Below are 17,333 nucleotides of genomic sequence, written 5' to 3'. Positions count from 1 at the left end.
GCAATATAAACACCTCTGCAGCCATCGCGCCGCGGAATCCTGTCGGATTTCGCGGCGTTTTTGTTTTTTTATTGCGTGGGACAGATTTTAATCTTGACTCTGACCATCATGAAATATTATGTAAGCAATACTGACGTAATTCAATGTGTCTCACTGCCGGAAATGCCGGCCATCAGGGAACGCAATGCGAACGATGACGATCATTATTTGCGAGAAAGCGGCCAATGCCGCCACGCCGTTTGGCGGCCGCAAAACGACCGTTCGCGCCATTAAACGCCGATAAGCAGAAAAGAAGAGGAGCAGCCAGGTCGCCTGCGGCTCCGCCCGCAGAGTGCCGGCTGACGCGCCGGGTTTCGGGAAAAGGGCGATGCCGCGCGGAATGCGCAACGAGAGGAGAGAACCTTGAGCGTGACGGAGCAAAAATTCGGCCTTTACGATGCGGCTTTTGAGAAAAGCAGCTGTGGCGTCGGTTTCATCACCCGCAAGGACGGCGTGCAGACGCATGATGTGCTGAAGCGCGGTCACGAGGCGCTCTGTGCCGTGCCGCATCGCGGCGGCATGTCGGCGGAGGGCGTGGGTGATGGTGCTGGCGTGTCGCTCGATCTTTCACTCTCATTTTTCCGGAAGCTGACGGGCAACGGTTCCTTGCAAGCCGGCCGGTTCGGCGTCGGCAATTTTTTCCTGCCGCAGAACCCTGCTTTTTATGACCAGGCGATCGGCATCATCGGCAGTGCTCTGGAGGAACAGGGCTTCTCGATCCTGCTCGTCCGCAATGTACCGGTGAATGACGCGGCCATCCGCGCGGCCGCCATTTCCTACCAATTGCCGATCCGGCAATGGGTCTTTTCGGCCCCAGCGGAATGCGCAACCCTTGCCGAGTTCGACTGGCGTATTCACAAGGCATTGCTCGCTATCGAGGCGCTTGCCTATACTGCGCCGGAACTTGCCGGTTTTTATCCGCTGTCGCTCAGCGCGCGCACGCAGGTTCTGAAAGGGCGTTTGAACTCGCATGAGGTCATGCCCTATTTCTGCGACCTGACCGATCCGCGCCATGAAGTGCATACGATGTATTTCCACACGCGGTTTTCCACCAATACGGATCCGCACCCCTCCATGGCGCAGCCCTTTCGGCTGATGGCGCATAATGGCGAACTCAACACAGACAAGAAGAACCGGCTGTCGGAAGCGGCCGTGGCGCTGGCGAAAAATGCCAGCATCATCCGGCCGAAGGGCCAGTCTGATAGCTGCCGTCTGGACCAGACATTGCAGGCGCGGGTGATGGAAGACGGTCTCGACCTCGTCACCGCCGTCGTCTCGATGATGCCGCCCGCCTGGGAAAACGACGACACGCTCTCGCCTGGCGTCAAGGCGATGCTGGAATATTTCTCGCTCTACGAGGAGAAGAATGACGGCCCGGCTGCGCTGATTTTCGGCGACGGCACCATCATCGGCGCGCGGCTTGATCGCCTCGGCCTGCGCCCGCTGCGGACCGTCGAGACAGACGATTATCTCTGCGTCATGTCGGAGGCGGGGCAGATAGCCTTTCCGGCCGAAAGCGTCATTCGTCGCGGCCGCATCGAGGCCGGCGGCATGCTTTATTACGACCACGCCGAACGGCGCGCCTTTTCCACCGTCGAGGCGCTGGAGCTTCTGGCGGCGCGGCGGGACTACCCGTCGCTATTGTCTGAAGCGCGCGTCATGCTTGCGGATTTGCCGGAGGTGCCCGCCGAAAAGCAGGGATCGCCGCTTCGATACAATGGCGATCTGGAACGGCATCAGCGTTATGTCGCCTATTCGCACAATCAGGAAAGCTTCAAGTTCCTGATGGATCCGATGCTGGCGTCGGGTGCTGAAAAAATCTCGGCCATGGGTTATGGCAATGCCATCAACGCGCTCTCCGATCAGGAAGGCGGGGTTGCCAAATATTTCTCGCAACGCTTTGCGCAGGTCACCAACCCCCCGCTCGACAGCATTCGTGAGGCCGATGGCATGACGCTGCGCGTGGCGCTTGGCGCAAAGCCGAATAGCGGTGCGAAAGCGGCCCGCCAGATTGTCGTGCGCTCCCCGATCCTGACCCATCTCGACATGCTGCGCATTCGCGAGCAGTCGGAGACGCCAGTTCGTCGTTTCGAGATGCTTTATACGCCGATCTTTGATGCTGCGATTGCCAACGAAGCGGCCTTGCGTCAGGCGATAGATGGCCTCTGCGGTGAGGTTGTGGCTTTCGCGGCTGAGGAGGGCGGTATTGCCGTCGTCACTGACCGGCACGTTTCGGCAGGTCGTGCGGCCTTGCCTATGATCATGGTCGTCTCCGCCATCAACCAGCGGCTGATCGAGGAGGGTCTGCGGCTACGCGTGTCCCTGATCGTTGAAAGTGGGCAATTTTCCTCCTCGCATCACATCGCAGCGGGCCTTGGTTTCGGGGCTTCGGCTGTCTACCCACTCGGCGTGCAGTTCCGTGCCGAGGAGAAATTCGGCGCCGATGCTGATAAGGCCTTCAAGCGTTTTGCCAAGGCGGCTGAAAAGTCGCTGATGAAGACCATGGGCAAGGTCGGGCTGTGCACGGCGGAAAGCTATATTGGCGGCGAGTTCTTCGAACCGAACTTCCTCGACACCAACGATCCTGTGCTGAAGCGTTATTTCCCCAATGTTAGGACCCCGGTCGGTGGCGTTACCTTCGCTGTCATCGCGCAGGCGGTGTCGGACTGGCATCGAAAGGCGCTGTCGGTAAAGGGTGAAAACGACATTCCGCTGCTCGGTCTCTTCAAGGAGCGCGCCGAAGGTGCTGGCCATTCCTATGGCACGACGGCGGTTCGCGGTTTCGTCGATATGACGGAGGAAAAAATCGGTTTCGACAAGGGAACCGACAACGAGGAGGCGCTGCGTCTCCTGCCGCTCAACCGGCTGGAGGATGCTTTCGGCCTCAACGATGCGGCCTATTATCACAACAGCTTCGACCGGTTGACGCCCGAAGCAATCGACGCTTTCGAGGTAACGCCGGGTTACCGCGCCTTCGCCCGCATGATGGCCGAAGAAAGGGCCCGCCGTCCGGCAGCCCTGCGTGATGTTCTGGAATTGCCGGCTGATGTGACCTTTGCCGGTTCGGCCGAAGAATTCCGCCGCGAGATGGGGCGCTTTTCCAGACGTGGCAACAACAGCTTCATGGTGCGCGGATTGCTCTGCGAAAGTGCGGGCGAAGGCGCGTTCCGGCTGCAATTGACCGGCCCGCACGGTCATGAGCTTGCCCGGCTTGCCGCACTCAGACAGTCGCTGCTCGATCGTTTCGGTGAGGATATTGCCGGCCATTGGCTGGAAGGCGGCGCGCTTCTGGTTCAGGCGAAGGGTGAAGCATTCACCTATCTGTCGCTGATCCGCACCGCACCTGACAGCATTGCGCTCGACGCTGTGCAAAAGGCGAGTGAGATCACCAAGACCCTCGCTTCGGGTGCGATGAGCCATGGCGCGCTGGTCGCAGCCGCCCATGAGGCGGTGGCGCATGGCACCAATATGGTTGGCGGCATGTCGAATTCGGGGGAGGGCGGCGAGCATATTTCCCGTTACGGCACCATCCGCGCCTCGCGCATCAAGCAGTTCGCGTCTGGCCGTTTTGGTGTCTGGGCGGGTTATCTTGCCGACCCGATGCTGGAGGAAATAGAGATCAAGATCGGCCAGGGTGCAAAGCCCGGCGAGGGCGGGCAATTGCCGTCCCCCAAGGTAACGGTGGAAATAGCCGCGGCTCGTGGCGGCACCCCAGGCGTCGAGCTGGTTTCGCCGCCGCCGCACCATGATACCTATTCGATCGAGGATCTGGCCCAGCTAATCCACGACGCCAAGGCGGCGCGCGTGCGCGTCATCGTCAAGCTCGTTTCGTCGGAAGGCATCGGCACGATTGCAGTCGGTGTTGCGAAAGCGGGTGCGGACGTCATCAATGTTGCCGGCAATACCGGTGGCACGGGTGCGGCCGCTGTCACCAGCCTCAAATATACCGGCCGCGCGGCGGAAATCGGCATCGCCGAGGTGCATCAGGCGCTTTGCGCCACGGGCCTTCGTGCCAAGGTGCTGCTGCGCTGCTCCGGCGCGCACCAGACGGCGAGCGACGTGGTGAAATCGGCCCTTCTCGGCGGCGACAGCTTCGAATTCGGCACCACGGCGCTGATGATGTTGAAATGCGTCATGGCGAAGAACTGCAACATCAAGTGCCCCGCCGGTCTCACCACCAATCAGGAAGCCTTCAACGGCGATCCGCGCGCGCTGGCGCAATATCTCATGAACATCGCCCATGAAACCCGTGAGATATTGGCCGCACTCGGGCTGCGCTCGCTGCGCGAAGCTCGGGGCCGTTCCGATCTTCTTCACCTCCTCGATCATCCGGCGAGTGTCGGCCAGCTTGACCTGCGGGCGATGCTTTCGGTGGTGGAGGAAGTGAAGATCGACAGCCCGGTCTATATGGAAAAGGACTTCGCGCTGGACGATGCCTTCATCGAACTCGTGCGCTCGGCTCTGATCGACAGCAAGCGGGAGAACATCGAGCTTGGCGGCAACCGCTTCCTCAACAATTGCAACAAGAGTGTTGGCGGCCAGCTCGCCGTCGATATCGAGCGCATGCTGAACCACGAACTTTCCGACGAAGAGGCGGATGCGCTTCCGGCTGTGAAGCGGGATAGCCGTGGACGCCGTTTTCTGGAGGCGGGTTCGGTGCGCATCGAAACATCAGGTTCAGCAGGGCAGTCCTTCGGCGCTTTCTGCAATGACGGCATGGTCATGGTCCATACCGGTACCTGCAATGATGGCGTCGGCAAAAGCGCCTGCGGCGGCACCATTGTAGTGCGCTCCCCCGGTGGCGGTTCGCAAGATGCTGATGGCAATGTGCTGGTCGGCAATTTTGCATTGTTCGGCGCCACCGGCGGTCGCACTTTCGTGGAAGGGCAGGCGGGCGACCGTTTCGCGGTGCGCAATTCGGGTGCGACAGCCGTTGTCGAAGGTGTGGGCGACTTCGCCTGCGAATATATGACCAATGGCGCTGTGCTTAACCTCGGCAGTTTCGGCAAGGGTTTCGGCAACGGCATGAGCGGCGGCTTCGTCTATCAATATGACCCTTACGGCGATCTGCCGAAGAAGGTGAGCCATGATTCCATCATGCTCGGCTCCATCACCGGCGAGGACGAACAGGCATCTATCCACAATCAGGCCGTTCACCAGCTTTTGACCTGGCATGTCGACGAAACAGGGTCGGCCAAGGCCGCATGGATTCTGGAAAACTGGGAAAGCGAACAGCACAATTTCGTTTACGGCATGCCGCGCGCCCTGTTGCTTTATCAGGACAGCGACGAAATTCTGAAAGCCAAGCCCCGCAAGGAGCTGCTGGAGGAACTGGCATCCGCGCTTGCCGCCCATCAGGTGCGGAAGTTCAAGCTGGCCTATCGCGACCGCAAGGCCGTGTTGAACGGAACCGTCCCTGGTTATGGTGAGACGGATACGGAAGACATGTATGCGCTCATCAACAACTACACGGTTTTGAGTATGGCGCAGGCCATTGCTCTCCAACGGTTGCCGATGGCATCCGGTCCTTCCGATCCCGCCATCGAAAAAGCCGTGCGCAATCTCGTCCTCACGGAGGACTATGCGCTGATGCAGCGGCTGCTGAAATATGCGCGCGAGGCGCTTTCCGATCATGATGACGAGCAGCTTGCGGTGATGATCGCCGCCAAGCGGCTTGACGATTACAAGCAGGCGCTTGCGCGCCGCAACATCTGGTCGGTGGATAGTCCCGGCACCTATGGCTGGATCATTCAGCAGAACCGCAAAAACATCGAGAAGATCGGTCGTCTGCCGGGCTTTGAGGAGCTTTTCGCGGCGCGTGCCATTCCCGACCTTGCCACCGCATCCAGCCAGAACAGGGCAACATGATGAACATACCTTACATTCCTCAAGATGCCCCTTTCAATGGCGACCAGCGCGCTTGGCTATCCGGCTTCCTGGCCGGGCTTCATTCCCGCGCAGCAATGGGTATGGACACATCGGTTGCCGCTGCCGCTCCCAAGGCGGCGGCCAGCGTGCTGAACATTCTCTTTGGCACCCAGACCGGCAATGCCGAGGCGCTGGCGATGGATATAGCCGACGCCGCCCGTGCCCAGGGCATGCAGCCTGTGGTGACAGCCTTGGACGATGTTTCCATGGATAGTCTGGGCGTCATGAAGCGCGTCATTGTCGTCACCTCCACCTACGGCGAAGGTGAAATGCCTGACAATGCCCAGCTTTTCTGGGAGGCACTTTCCACGGAGGCCGCACCCCGGCTGGATGAGATGAACTTTGCCGTGCTTGCGCTTGGCGACACCGGTTACGATGGCTTCTGCCAGGCGGGCAAGCTCATCGATACCCGCTTCGAGCAGCTTGGCGGCAAACGCATGAAGACGCGTATCGATTGCGATATCGATTTCGAAGATGTCGCCGCCAACTGGATCGGCGAGACCCTGCCACTCGCGCTCGCCATCGATGGTGGCAATAAGGTGGCGGTTGTGCCGGCGATCGCCGAGGCGCCCGCGCGGGCAAAACAGGGCTGGAGCCGCAAGAACCCCTATGCTGCGCAGGTGAGCGTCAATCGCCTTCTTTCCGGGCATGCTTCGTCCAAGGAAATTCGCCACTACGAATTTGATCTTGGCGAAAGTGGTCTCGATTATGAGGCGGGGGATGCTCTGGGCGTCGTTCCCCTAAACGACCCGAAACTAGTGGGCGCGCTGCTCGAACGCTTCGGAGTGAGCGCGGATGGCGAAGTCGCCGGACTCGACCGTCCGGTCGGCGATGCGCTTCTCAATATGTTCGAGATATCGACACCGTCGCGTGAACTGGTCGCGGAGATCGGCAAGCGCGCAGGGCACGATGAACTCAGCCACATCCTTGCGAATGGAGACAGGGAACAGCTTGCCGCCTTTCTCTGGAGCAAGGATATTCTCGACCTGCTTAGTCTCGGTGAAAAACCCGTATTCGAGCTTGCTGAATTCGTGACTTTCCTGAAGCCGTTACAGCATCGCGCCTATTCTATCTCTTCCAGCCCTCTGGCCGCGCACAACAGCGTGCATCTGACAGTCGCCAGCGTGCGTTATCGCGCCGAAGGTCGCGAGCGTGGCGGCGTGTGCTCCACCTATCTCGCGGACCGGGTAGAAGCGGGGCAGAGTGCCGGGATTTTCGTCTCTCCGAACAAGGCGTTTCGCGTGCCTCAGGATAATGACGCACCTGTTATCATGGTGGGACCCGGCACGGGCATTGCGCCATTCCGGGCTTTTTTGCAGGAACGGCAGGCGCGGGGCGCAAAGGGCCGGAACTGGCTGTTTTTCGGCGATCAACACCGGCAGTCGGATTTCATCTACGAAGACGAACTTGGAAAGATGAGTCGCGATGGCGTGCTGACCCGTCTCGATCTCGCTTTCTCGAGGGATCAGGCCGAAAAGATCTATGTTCAGACCCGTATGCGCCAAAACGGCAAGGCACTCTATCAATGGCTCGAAGAGGGCGGCCATTTCTATGTTTGCGGCGACGCGACCCGCATGGCGAAGGATGTTGACGATGCCCTGTACCGGATCGTTATTGACGAGGCGGGCATCTCTGCGGAAGCGGCAAGCGACTATGTAAACCGGCTGAAGCGCGAAAAACGGTATCTGCGCGATGTTTATTAGAGCAAAGCGCTGAGGCGCATCAGCAATTGGAGCAGGTTATCTCAGCGTCGCGCTGCTTGAAGAAATAATCGCGTGCGATCGTGATCGATCGTACGCCGGACGAAGAAATATCTGGCATGAACATCAACAATTCATGCGGCACGGAAAGCTCGACGTGGATGAGGAAACTGTCCGCTACAAGCAAACGTGTGGGAACGGAGACTGGTGATCCCACCACATAGGGCCGCGCGTTTTTCTCGTTCCAGGACCAGGCGATAGTCGCCTGTTTCTGCTTGTCGATCTTGATGCCGCTGATCTTCAGCTGCAGACCCTTGGTGCTGTAAGGCGCAAAGACGGCAGCCGTTACGTCCTGCATGCTTGTCAGATAAGCCTTGTCGACGGAATTTGTTTTGGAGATCAGGTCGTTGATCGTTGCGGAGGCGCTGCTTGCCCGCTTGTAGGTATTATAGCCGATTGTGAGTTCGAAGGACGTCAGATAAAGCGCAAGCAATATCGGGAAGACGATTGCAAATTCTACCGCACCCACGCCACGGCGATCCCTTGCGAAGCGTGCAACGAGCGCGATGAAACGAAGTCGGCCGTTCGTGATGGTGGAAACAAGACCTGCCATCATGAGCCCCCGCTCGTGGTGTATTTCTCATTCATGAAAGCGTCGGTCGCGACAATGAGGAAATGCGACGGCATCGACCCGTCGGCTGGGCGTATTTTGGTAAGATATGGTCGGATGATATCTGCGACTACACGCCAGCGATAATAGACGCGCAGCATGTTGATCGTGTCCGGCCCACCCGGCTTGAAGCCGAATTGCGCCGTGTCGAGATCGTAATATTCGCCGTTAGCTTTCAAAGGTATCGTAGTTGGAATATCTTTGAAGGCGGTGAAGGAGCGAAGGTCTATGTAAAGCTTCTGTTCTTTTTTGATCTCATCAGCCGAGCAGGTGATAATCACCGAAACTTCGTTGCAGAAACTCTTGCGAAAATCCTCTTTGGAAATCGAACTGCTGATCTGCCCGGTGCGCAGACGCCTCGCCATCGTGTCGGTAGCATTGACGACCACTTGCTCCGCCATCAAGGCGATGAAAGTTTCGATGATCGCAAAGACGACGAGGAAATAGGGAAGCGCCAGGATCGCGAATTCGATGGCTGCTGTCCCGTCACGCGAGAGCCCGAATTTTTCCAGCAATGGCTTCAATTTGGCCAGTCGCATATGTCGGTGTCGATCTTTAGAATATGCGGCAAGCGCAACCGTTGAATTTGTTGCGGACCATAACCAGCCGGTGTTTAAATTCAGTTACCCCAACGAGTTATACTTTATCAGTTCGCAAAAATGGCACAGGCTATAAACGCAAAAAGCCCGGCATATCGCCGGGCTTTTACTTACTGGAAAAACGATAGCTTATTCCGCATCCGCTTTTGAGAGAACCTCAAGGGTGGGTGTGGAGGTGATATTGTAGCCGCAATCCACATAGTGGCACTCGCCGGTAACGCCGCGCGACATGTTGGACAGCAGATAAAGTGCCGATCCGCCGATATCGTCGATATCCGCTGTCCGCCGCAGCGGTGCGTTTTTCTGGTTCCACGCATAAATTGCGCGCGCATCGGAAATGCCGGCGCCCGCCAGTGTGCGGACCGGTCCGGCCGAGATGGCGTTGACGCGAATATCGCGCGGGCCATAGTCGGCAGCGAGATAACGCACGGACGCTTCGAGAGCTGCCTTGGCAACGCCCATGACGTTGTAGTTGGGGATGACCCGCTGCGAACCGTTATAGGTCAGCGTCAGCATGGATCCGCCATTCGTCATCAGTTCGGCGGCACGCTTGGCGATTTCCGTGAACGAGAAACAGGAGATGACCATAGTGCGGCTGAAATTCTCGCGGGTCGTATCCGCGTAAAGACCCTTCAGCTCGTTCTTGTCGGAAAAGCCGATCGCGTGCACGACGAAATCCAGCGTACCCCATTTTTCTCGGATTGCCGCAAAAAGCGCGTCAACCGAGGCGATATCCTCGACATCGCAAGGCACGATAAAGTCGGATCCGAGCTCGGCGGCGAGCGGCTTTACCCGCTTGCCGAGCGCCTCACCCTGATAGGTGAAGGCGAGCTCTGCGCCCTGCGCCGCAAGAGCCTTGGAGATACCCCAGGCGATAGAGTGATTGTTTGCGACGCCCATGATGAGGCCGCGTTTACCCTGCATGATGCCGTTCATGGCAATTATCCGTTATGACGCTGGAAGACCAGCGTGGCGTTGGTGCCGCCGAAGCCGAAGGAATTGGAAAGGATCGTGTCGATCTTGGCATTGTCGATGCGGCTGCGAACAATCGGGACGCCCGCAAATTCCGGATCGAGTTCGGAAATATGCGCGCTCTCGCCGATGAAGCGTTCCTGCATCATCAACAGGCCGTAGATCGATTCCTGAACGCCTGCAGCGCCCAGCGAGTGGCCGGTGAGGGACTTGGTCGACTGGATATGCGGGATCTTGTCGCCGAAGACTTCCCGGATCGCGCCGATTTCCTTGCTGTCGCCAACCGGCGTCGAGGTGCCGTGGGTGTTGATGTAGTCGATATCGCCCTTGACGGTGGAAAGGGCCTGACGCATGCAGCGGATCGCGCCCTCGCCGGAAGGAGCCACCATGTCGTAACCATCCGAGGTTGCGCCATAACCGACGATCTCGGCGTAAATCTTGGCGCCGCGCGCCTTTGCATGTTCCAGCTCTTCAAGAACCAGTACGCCAGCACCGCCGGCGATCACGAAACCGTCGCGGTTGACGTCATAGGCGCGGGAAGCGAGGTTTGGCGTCTCATTATATTTGGACGACATCGCGCCCATGGCGTCGAAGAGGTTGGACATGGACCAATCGAGGTCTTCATGGCCGCCAGCAAACATCACGTCCTGCTTGCCCCACTGGATCATCTCGGCGGCGTTGCCGATGCAATGCGCCGATGTGGAGCAGGCCGAAGAGATCGAATAGTTGACGCCGTGGATCTTGAACCAGGTCGCAAGTGTGGCCGATGCGGTCGAGGACATGGCCTTCGGCACGGCAAACGGGCCAATACGCTTCGGGCTGTTGTTCTTCAGCGTGATATCGGCGGCTTCGACGATGGTGCGGGTGGAAGGACCGCCCGAACCCATGATGATGCCGGTGCGCTCGTTGCCGCTGATGTCGCTTTCCTCGAGGCCGGAATCGGCAATCGCCTGCTTCATGGCAACGTGGTTCCATGCGCCGCCCTGCGAAAGGAATCGCATGGCGCGACGGTCGACCAGCTCGGTCGGATCGAGAGACGGCTTGCCCCATACCTGGCACTTGAAACCGTGTTCAGCAAAATCCGGTGAAAATGAAATGCCGGATTTGGCGTCGCGCAGTGATGCGGTGACTTCGGCGGCATCACCACCGATGGAAGAAACAATGCCGAGGCCGGTGACAACAACTCGTCTCATGAAATGGACCTTTTCTTAAGATTTCGGCTGGACGACCGAAGCCGCCCGGCGTTTGCCAGGACTATTCCGTCCGCTTCAGGCGGTCTTTTCCTTCGACAGCCCCACACGAAGGTCCGTCGCTTGATAAATGGTTTCGCCGTCTGCCTTCAGCCATCCGTCTGCGGTACCCAGGACGAGACGTCCGCGCATCACACGCTTGAAGTCTATGCCGTACTGGAGGAGCTTCGTCTCCGGGCGAACCATGCCCTTAAACTTGACTTCGCCGGTGGAGAGCGCCATGCCGCGGCCTTCTTCGCCCAGCCAGCCGAGGAAGAAGCCGGTCAGCTGCCACATGCCGTCAAGGCCGAGGCAACCCGGCATGATAGGGTTGCCCTGGAAATGGCAGGGGAAATACCAGTCGTCTGGGCTGACATCGTATTCAGCGCGGATGAAACCCTTGTCGAACGCGCCGCCGGTTTCGGAAATTTCGGTGATGCGGTGAACCATGAGCATGGGAGGCAACGGAAGCTGGGCATTTCCCGGACCGAACAATTCGCCGCGTCCGCAGGAAAGGATCTCCTCGTAATTGTAACTTGATTGCCTCGTTGCCATACCGCTTTCACTTCCTCAATCACTGGTGTTTATCGACTTCACTAGAGCAAGTTAGGTTCAAAATGAAGCGCTGCAAGGGCAGAGGCCATTATGCCCCCATTCTTTGTCTTCGAACCTTCTTTAGAGAAGTCATTACCTCAATATGCCGTCCGCATACAGGAACCATCCGGCAGGAACCAGAGGAAATTTGCAAGAATGGCCGGTTTGCAGCCATTTGCGACACTCGGCGACGCTGAAACTATTGAAAGCATTCACCGCAAAAGATATATGCTATTGCAATTGATGGGTTTCACCCCTGTGTTTGGAATGGGATTGCATGGCATTTGACGCCACATTGGATATCGGGACGAGGCTGCGGCGCTCGGGGCTGCGCCCCACGCGCCAACGCGTTGCTTTGGGCGATCTTCTTTTTGCAAAGGGTGATCGCCACCTGACGGTCGAGGAGCTGCATGACGAGGCGGTGACCGCCGGCGTGCCCGTTTCTCTCGCGACGGTATACAACACGCTGCATCAGTTTACCGAAGCCGGCCTGATCCGCGTTCTGGCCGTCGAAGGTGCGCGCACCTATTTCGACACCAACGTGTCCGATCACCATCACTTCTTCGTGGAAGGAGAGAACGAGGTTCTCGACATCCCCGTCAACAATCTCCAGATCGACAATCTGCCAGAGGCGCCCGAAGGCATGGAAATCGCCCATGTGGACGTGGTCATTCGCCTGCGTCGCAAGCGCGGTTGAAGCTTCGGCTTGATAAACAAAAAAACATGGCGCCTGTGGGCGCCATTTTTGTTTCAGGCAGCCTTCGCCGCCTCACTTCAATATATCTTCAGGCCGTCTGCCGGGCTTGCCCTTATAGGGCGGAAAGGTCCATCCGAAGATCAACGCTCCGGACCGGACACCGAAAGCCGTCAATACGCCGATGCCCGACGCGACATAAAGCGGCGCGCCGAGGAAATAAGCGCCGGTGAAGATGGAGGCCCCCAAAAGCGCGCAAGTGATGTAGATTTCCGGGCGCAGCAGCACGGAGGGTTCTCCCGCGAGAACATCGCGCAATACGCCGCCGAACGTCGCTGTCAAAACGCCTGTCACGATCGCCACGGTTGCGGAGCCGCTTGCAGCCAGACCCTTGGCGGCTCCCATGACGCAATAGGCTGAGAGGCCGACGGCATCGAGCCAGATGAGCACCCGATACCGGGATTCGAACAGGTAGGCGGTGAAGAAAAGCAGGACCGCAACCGATACGCAGACCAGAATATAGGTCGGGTTCAACACCCAGAAGACGGGCGCCCTGCCCAGCACGAGATCGCGTACCGTGCCGCCGCCGATCCCGGTCGCGGCGGCGAAAAACAGGAAGCCGATCAGGTCGAGCTGCTTGCGTGAGGCGGCCAATGCGCCGGTTGCGGCAAACACGGCAACGCCGGCATAATCGAGAAAACCCAGCAGTGTCATGGAAAAGGTCCCCCCGGAAATTTGGATGCGTTTGCGTCAGTGTCGCGCAAGCACGGAACTCTAGGCTGGCCGCCCGGATGATCGCAACATCCATAAACGAAACGGATGCAAAGGAAAATGCCGTGCGAATCGCTATCGTTGCCGCTCTTCAGGCGCTGGTCCTCTTGATGTTTCCGGTCGCGCTGGCGGCACAGCAGCAGCTGGTGAACGATCCTGAGATCTATGAGAAGGATCATTTTCGCAAGGAGTGCAAGACGGCTGGCTTCGGCGATGATTTCATCACCAGACTGGATATCAACAATGATGGCCTGATGGATGCCGTCGTCAATCACGGCGTGCTGGATTGCGATGGCGAAAAAGGCCGCAGCTGCGATGACGAAGGTTGCCCTTACAATTTTTACGTCCAGGTCAAAGAGGGCGGATATCTGATGATCGCGACGGCCCGGATTTACGGCTACGATTTCATCAAACGTTTCGGCAACATGGTCTTCGTACTGAAGATGCACCCGCGTTATTGCGATCGAACCGACAAGGAAGCCTGCCTGATGACGGTGCGGGTGCGCGGCACGAAATTCGTCACCATCTCACGCAAGTGACGACGCAGTCCGTCAGGGCGCGATGCGCCTGATCCGGACCCTTTGATTATAGCGGTGGCGAAGCGAACGCGGAATGACGAGTGTGGCGATGGCGACCGCAAAAACGGTTGCCGCAACCACCCACAGGGCATCGTACTGCAGCGTGGCGCCCAACACCGCCCCGCAGATTGCGCCGCTTATCATACCGAGCCAGGGCACGATCTGGATGCCCCAATCGAGGCTCCGCTCCCCCAGAAGATAGCGACCGATGCCACGGCCAAAACGGGAAAGGGCGCCGGTCACGTAGGTGAGGCCAATAGGCAGCCCCTCAATATGTTCGACGGCAGCGTTGACCATCCCCATGGCGAAAACGACAAGATAAAACTGCGACAGGGCGGAACCATCGCCACGCAGCAATGCGGCAATCGCCACCAGCGACCCGACGGCCACGAGAACGGCAAAGATGCTCCGGTCGAATTTATGCGCGACCACGATACCGCCAGCATTGCCCGCCACGAAAGCGATGATCGCGAAGAGTAGTTTCGCCGCATGGGAATAAACGCCAGCTTCCACCGAAATGGCCGCGCGGGTGGTGTTGCCGGTCATGAAGGAAACGAAATCGCCGGAAAGATGAAGACCCACCGCATCTGTCATTCCGGCGATGAATGAAATGGCGGCGACGAGCGCAATGCCGGTGCCGGTGCGCCTTGCCCTGATGATGTTACGGCGTCTCTGTCTGGTCATGGAAAAGCTCGATATGGAAAACAGCGGGCCGATGCGCCGGGCTGTGCTATCCTATGTCTAGAATGCCGGGCGGCTTGTTTGCAATCTTTCTGGAAGCGTTTGAGCGCCTCTATTTTGTCTAGACAAATGTAAAATCCCTGCCTAGCATGCCTCAAATAAAGCGAAAAAAATATCGCACAAAAATAAATCAAAAGGGGTTCCGATCATGAAAAAGACATGGGTTATCGCCGCAATCGCGACGCTTGTTTCATCTGCTTCCGCCTATGCCGAAACATCGGTTACAATAGGCATGTCCGGCTGGACCGGCTTTGCGCCACTGACGCTTGCCAAGCAGGCCGGCATTTTCGAAAAGAATGGCCTCAAGGTCGATATCAAGAAGATTCCGCAGGCAAGCCGGCATCTGGCGCTTGCTTCCGGTGACATCCAGTGCGCCGCCACCACGGTCGAAACATGGATCGCGTGGAATGCCAACGGCGTGAAGTCCACCCAGATTTTCCAGATGGACAAGTCGCACGGAGCCGACGGCATTGCGGTGCGCAGTGATGTTGCAAAGGTGTCGGACCTCAAAGGCAAGACGGTTGCCGCTTCTGCACCGGGCACATCCCCCTATTTCTTCCTTGCCTGGATACTGAAGGAAAACGGCCTGACCCTGAAGGACGTGAAGGTCGTCAACCTTGAGCCGGGACCGGCCGCGCAGGCATTCGTCGCCGGCCAGAATGAAGCCGCCATGACCTATGAGCCTTATCTGTCCACAGTGCGCGCCGCACCGGACAAGGGGAAAATCCTTGCGACGACGCTGGATTATCCCGCCGTCATGGACACGTTCGGCTGCACGCCGGATTTCTTGAAGGCCAATCCGCAGGCGGCAAAAGCCCTTGCGGACAGCTATTTCCAGGCGCTCGAGCTCATCAAGACGGACCCTGCAAAATCCTATGAGACCATGGGAGCGGACGTAAAACAGGCGGGCGAGGCATTCGCAGCTTCGGCGAAATTCCTGGAATGGCAGGACAAGGCCGCCAACCAGAAGTTCTTCGACGGTGAATTCAAGACATTCTCCGAAAAATCGGCTGATCTGCTTCTGGAAATCGGCGTGATAAAATCGAAACCCGATCTTTCGACACTCGCGGAGACGTCCTTCATCAAGTAACAGAAGCAAACTGCTGCTTTTCCTTCGGGGATTATTGCAGCCAGTGAGAAGCCTTACAGCGCCTGTGCGTCACGGACGACGTACGGCGCCTAGATGGTGCGGCGATAGAGTGCCGCGCCCGTTTTCCGGACAGGCGACAGAATGCAACCTCTTCAACCCATAAAGAACAGCACGCGGATTTTTCTCGGCATTCTGTTCTTCGTGCTTTTTTTCTCCGCCTGGGGCTTTGCCACGCTCGGCGGCTTCGTATCGCCGACCTTTCTGGCTGACCCGATCACCATGCTGAAGGACGGCATCTATCTGCTGACCGATCAGGGATTTGCCAGCGATATCGGCATGACGATCTGGCGTGTTGTCGGCGGCTTCGTGCTGGCCTCGCTCGTTGCCGTACCGGTCGGCATCGCCATGGGCGCTTACAAGCCGGTCGAGGCGCTGCTTGAACCCTTCGTCTCCTTCGCGCGCTATCTTCCGGCTTCCGCCTTCGTGCCGCTGCTTATTCTCTGGGCCGGCATCGGCGAGATGCAGAAACTGCTGGTGATCTTCATCGGCGCAGTTTTCCAGATCATTCTCATGGTTGCCGTGGCGGTTGCCGGCACAAGACGCGATCTGGTGGAGGCTGCCTATACACTTGGCGCAAAAGACCGGGGCGTGGTCCGCCGCGTTCTCATTCCCGCCAATGCGCCCGATATTGCGGAAATTCTCCGTCTCGTCCTCGGCTGGGCCTGGACCTATGTCATTGTTGCCGAGTTGATCGGCGCGTCGTCGGGCATCGGCTATATGATAATCAACAGCCAGGCGCTGATGGCGACCGGGCAGATCATCTTCGGCATCATCGTCATCGGTGTCATCGGACTTATTTCTGACTTCGCGTTCAAATCGCTGAACCGGAAGCTTTTCGCCTGGAGGCTTGCCTGATGAGCGAACTCGTTATCAAGGGCGTCAGCCGCACTTTCCCCGGCGTTCAGGGCGGCCAGCCAACGCTGGCCTTGCAGCCCACGGATCTGGAAATCTCCCGCAACGATTTCGTCACCATTCTCGGCCCGTCCGGATGCGGAAAGTCGACCTTGCTGCGCATCATCGCCGGTCTTGACCGTCCAACGACGGGTGAAGTCCTTTTGTCCGGCCGGGCAGTGACAGGGCCGGGGGCGGATCGCGGCATGGTGTTCCAGTCCTACACGCTGTTTCCGTGGCTAACGATCCGGGAAAACGTCGCCTTCGGTCTGCGCGAGCGTGGTGTGGCCGAGAAGGAAAAATGGGAGATCGTCGACAGCTATATCGACAAGGTTGGCCTGCGCGGTTTCGAGAACCATTGGCCGAAACAGCTGTCCGGCGGCATGCAGCAGAGAACAGCCATCGCTCGCGCTCTGGCAAACGGCCCGAAAATCCTGCTGCTGGACGAGCCTTTCGGCGCACTCGACAACCAGACGCGCGGACTGATGCAGGAATTGCTGCTCGGCATATGGGAGCGCGAGCAGAAGACCGTCATTTTTGTGACGCATGACATCGAGGAGGCGGTATTCATGGCGTCGCGGGTTGTGACGATGTCAGCGCGGCCGGGGCGCATCAAGTCGATCATGCCGGTCGACCTGCCGCATCCGCGTCACTACACCGTCAAGGCCAGCCCGGAGTTTTCGCAGCTACGCGCCAAGTTGACGGAGGAAATTCGCAGCGAGGCGATTGCCGCCGCTGCCCATGGATAGTTGATCCATAGAACCGGGAGGAAGGAAG

General features: G+C 58.4%; 15 protein-coding genes. 8 read left to right on the top strand and 7 right to left on the bottom strand.

The window, feature by feature from the left end; translation table 11 throughout:
* Positions 1–402 precede the first annotated feature (402 nt).
* Both ACQZ6D_RS16945 and ACQZ6D_RS16940 read left to right on the top strand, forming a co-directional pair.
* Positions 403–5,907: a glutamate synthase-related protein gene (locus ACQZ6D_RS16945; RefSeq protein ID WP_448729836.1), complete on the top strand. Its 5,505-nt coding sequence runs from the start codon at positions 403–405 to the stop codon at positions 5,905–5,907.
* Positions 5,904–7,670, top strand: coding sequence for a sulfite reductase subunit alpha (locus ACQZ6D_RS16940; RefSeq protein WP_448729835.1), 1,767 nt, complete (start codon positions 5,904–5,906; stop codon positions 7,668–7,670). The genes ACQZ6D_RS16945 and ACQZ6D_RS16940 overlap by 4 nt, the downstream gene beginning before the upstream one ends.
* 19 nt (positions 7,671–7,689) lie before the next feature.
* On the opposite strand, the gene ACQZ6D_RS16935 is transcribed toward ACQZ6D_RS16940, so the two are convergent.
* The 5 genes from ACQZ6D_RS16935 to fabA form a co-directional block, all read right to left on the bottom strand.
* The gene (locus ACQZ6D_RS16935) at positions 7,690–8,283 is read right to left on the bottom strand and encodes a TadE/TadG family type IV pilus assembly protein (protein ID WP_003514432.1); all 594 of its coding nucleotides are present in this window, start codon (positions 8,281–8,283) and stop codon (positions 7,690–7,692) included.
* Positions 8,280–8,876, bottom strand: a complete 597-nt coding sequence (locus ACQZ6D_RS16930) for a TadE/TadG family type IV pilus assembly protein (protein ID WP_003514434.1) — start codon at positions 8,874–8,876, stop codon at positions 8,280–8,282. Before ACQZ6D_RS16930 ends, ACQZ6D_RS16935 begins: the two co-directional genes overlap by 4 nt.
* Positions 8,877–9,065: 189 nt before the next feature.
* Positions 9,066–9,872 carry an enoyl-ACP reductase FabI gene (fabI, locus tag ACQZ6D_RS16925; protein ID WP_003514436.1) on the bottom strand — a complete coding sequence of 269 codons (807 nt, stop codon included), beginning with the start codon at positions 9,870–9,872 and terminating at the stop codon, positions 9,066–9,068.
* 5 nt (positions 9,873–9,877) lie between these two features.
* Positions 9,878–11,101 (bottom strand): beta-ketoacyl-ACP synthase I, encoded by a 1,224-nt coding sequence (gene fabB, locus ACQZ6D_RS16920; protein WP_003514438.1) that lies wholly within the window; start codon positions 11,099–11,101, stop codon positions 9,878–9,880.
* 75 nt (positions 11,102–11,176) lie between these two features.
* Positions 11,177–11,692: a 3-hydroxyacyl-[acyl-carrier-protein] dehydratase FabA gene (gene fabA, locus ACQZ6D_RS16915; protein WP_003514441.1), complete on the bottom strand. Its 516-nt coding sequence runs from the start codon at positions 11,690–11,692 to the stop codon at positions 11,177–11,179.
* A gap of 195 nt (positions 11,693–11,887) precedes the next feature.
* On the opposite strand from fabA, the gene ACQZ6D_RS16910 reads away from it, so the two are divergent.
* Complete coding sequence (locus ACQZ6D_RS16910) at positions 11,888–12,019, top strand: hypothetical protein (protein ID WP_003514443.1); 132 nt, start codon at positions 11,888–11,890, stop codon at positions 12,017–12,019.
* Positions 12,009–12,428: an iron response transcriptional regulator IrrA gene (irrA, locus tag ACQZ6D_RS16905; RefSeq protein WP_003507276.1), complete on the top strand. Its 420-nt coding sequence runs from the start codon at positions 12,009–12,011 to the stop codon at positions 12,426–12,428. The genes ACQZ6D_RS16910 and irrA overlap by 11 nt, the downstream gene beginning before the upstream one ends.
* 72 nt (positions 12,429–12,500) lie before the next feature.
* On the opposite strand, the gene ACQZ6D_RS16900 is transcribed toward irrA, so the two are convergent.
* Positions 12,501–13,139, bottom strand: coding sequence for a trimeric intracellular cation channel family protein (locus ACQZ6D_RS16900; RefSeq protein ID WP_003514444.1), 639 nt, complete (start codon positions 13,137–13,139; stop codon positions 12,501–12,503).
* A gap of 77 nt (positions 13,140–13,216) precedes the next feature.
* Here ACQZ6D_RS16900 and ACQZ6D_RS16895 point away from each other — a divergent pair, with 77 nt between their 5' ends.
* Positions 13,217–13,735 carry a hypothetical protein gene (locus tag ACQZ6D_RS16895; RefSeq protein ID WP_019564536.1) on the top strand — a complete coding sequence of 173 codons (519 nt, stop codon included), beginning with the start codon at positions 13,217–13,219 and terminating at the stop codon, positions 13,733–13,735.
* A 12-nt stretch (positions 13,736–13,747) separates the two neighbouring features.
* Here the strand turns inward: ACQZ6D_RS16895 and ACQZ6D_RS16890 are convergent, their stop codons facing one another.
* Positions 13,748–14,458, bottom strand: a complete 711-nt coding sequence (locus tag ACQZ6D_RS16890; RefSeq protein ID WP_065703604.1) for a YoaK family protein — start codon at positions 14,456–14,458, stop codon at positions 13,748–13,750.
* A 205-nt stretch (positions 14,459–14,663) separates the two neighbouring features.
* Here ACQZ6D_RS16890 and ACQZ6D_RS16885 point away from each other — a divergent pair, with 205 nt between their 5' ends.
* From ACQZ6D_RS16885 to ACQZ6D_RS16875, 3 genes are all read left to right on the top strand, one after another.
* Positions 14,664–15,605, top strand: coding sequence for an ABC transporter substrate-binding protein (locus tag ACQZ6D_RS16885; RefSeq protein ID WP_065703606.1), 942 nt, complete (start codon positions 14,664–14,666; stop codon positions 15,603–15,605).
* A 141-nt stretch (positions 15,606–15,746) separates the two neighbouring features.
* On the top strand, positions 15,747–16,520 hold the full coding sequence (locus ACQZ6D_RS16880) for an ABC transporter permease (protein ID WP_003514452.1): 774 nt from the start codon (positions 15,747–15,749) through the stop codon (positions 16,518–16,520).
* Entirely contained in the window at positions 16,520–17,305 is a 786-nt protein-coding gene (locus ACQZ6D_RS16875; RefSeq protein WP_013635262.1) for an ABC transporter ATP-binding protein, read from the top strand. The genes ACQZ6D_RS16880 and ACQZ6D_RS16875 overlap by 1 nt, the downstream gene beginning before the upstream one ends.
* Positions 17,306–17,333 lie beyond the last annotated feature (28 nt).

The organism is Agrobacterium sp. 22-3639C2 (assembly GCF_053522105.1).
This window is presented reverse-complemented; position numbering and strand designations above follow the sequence as displayed.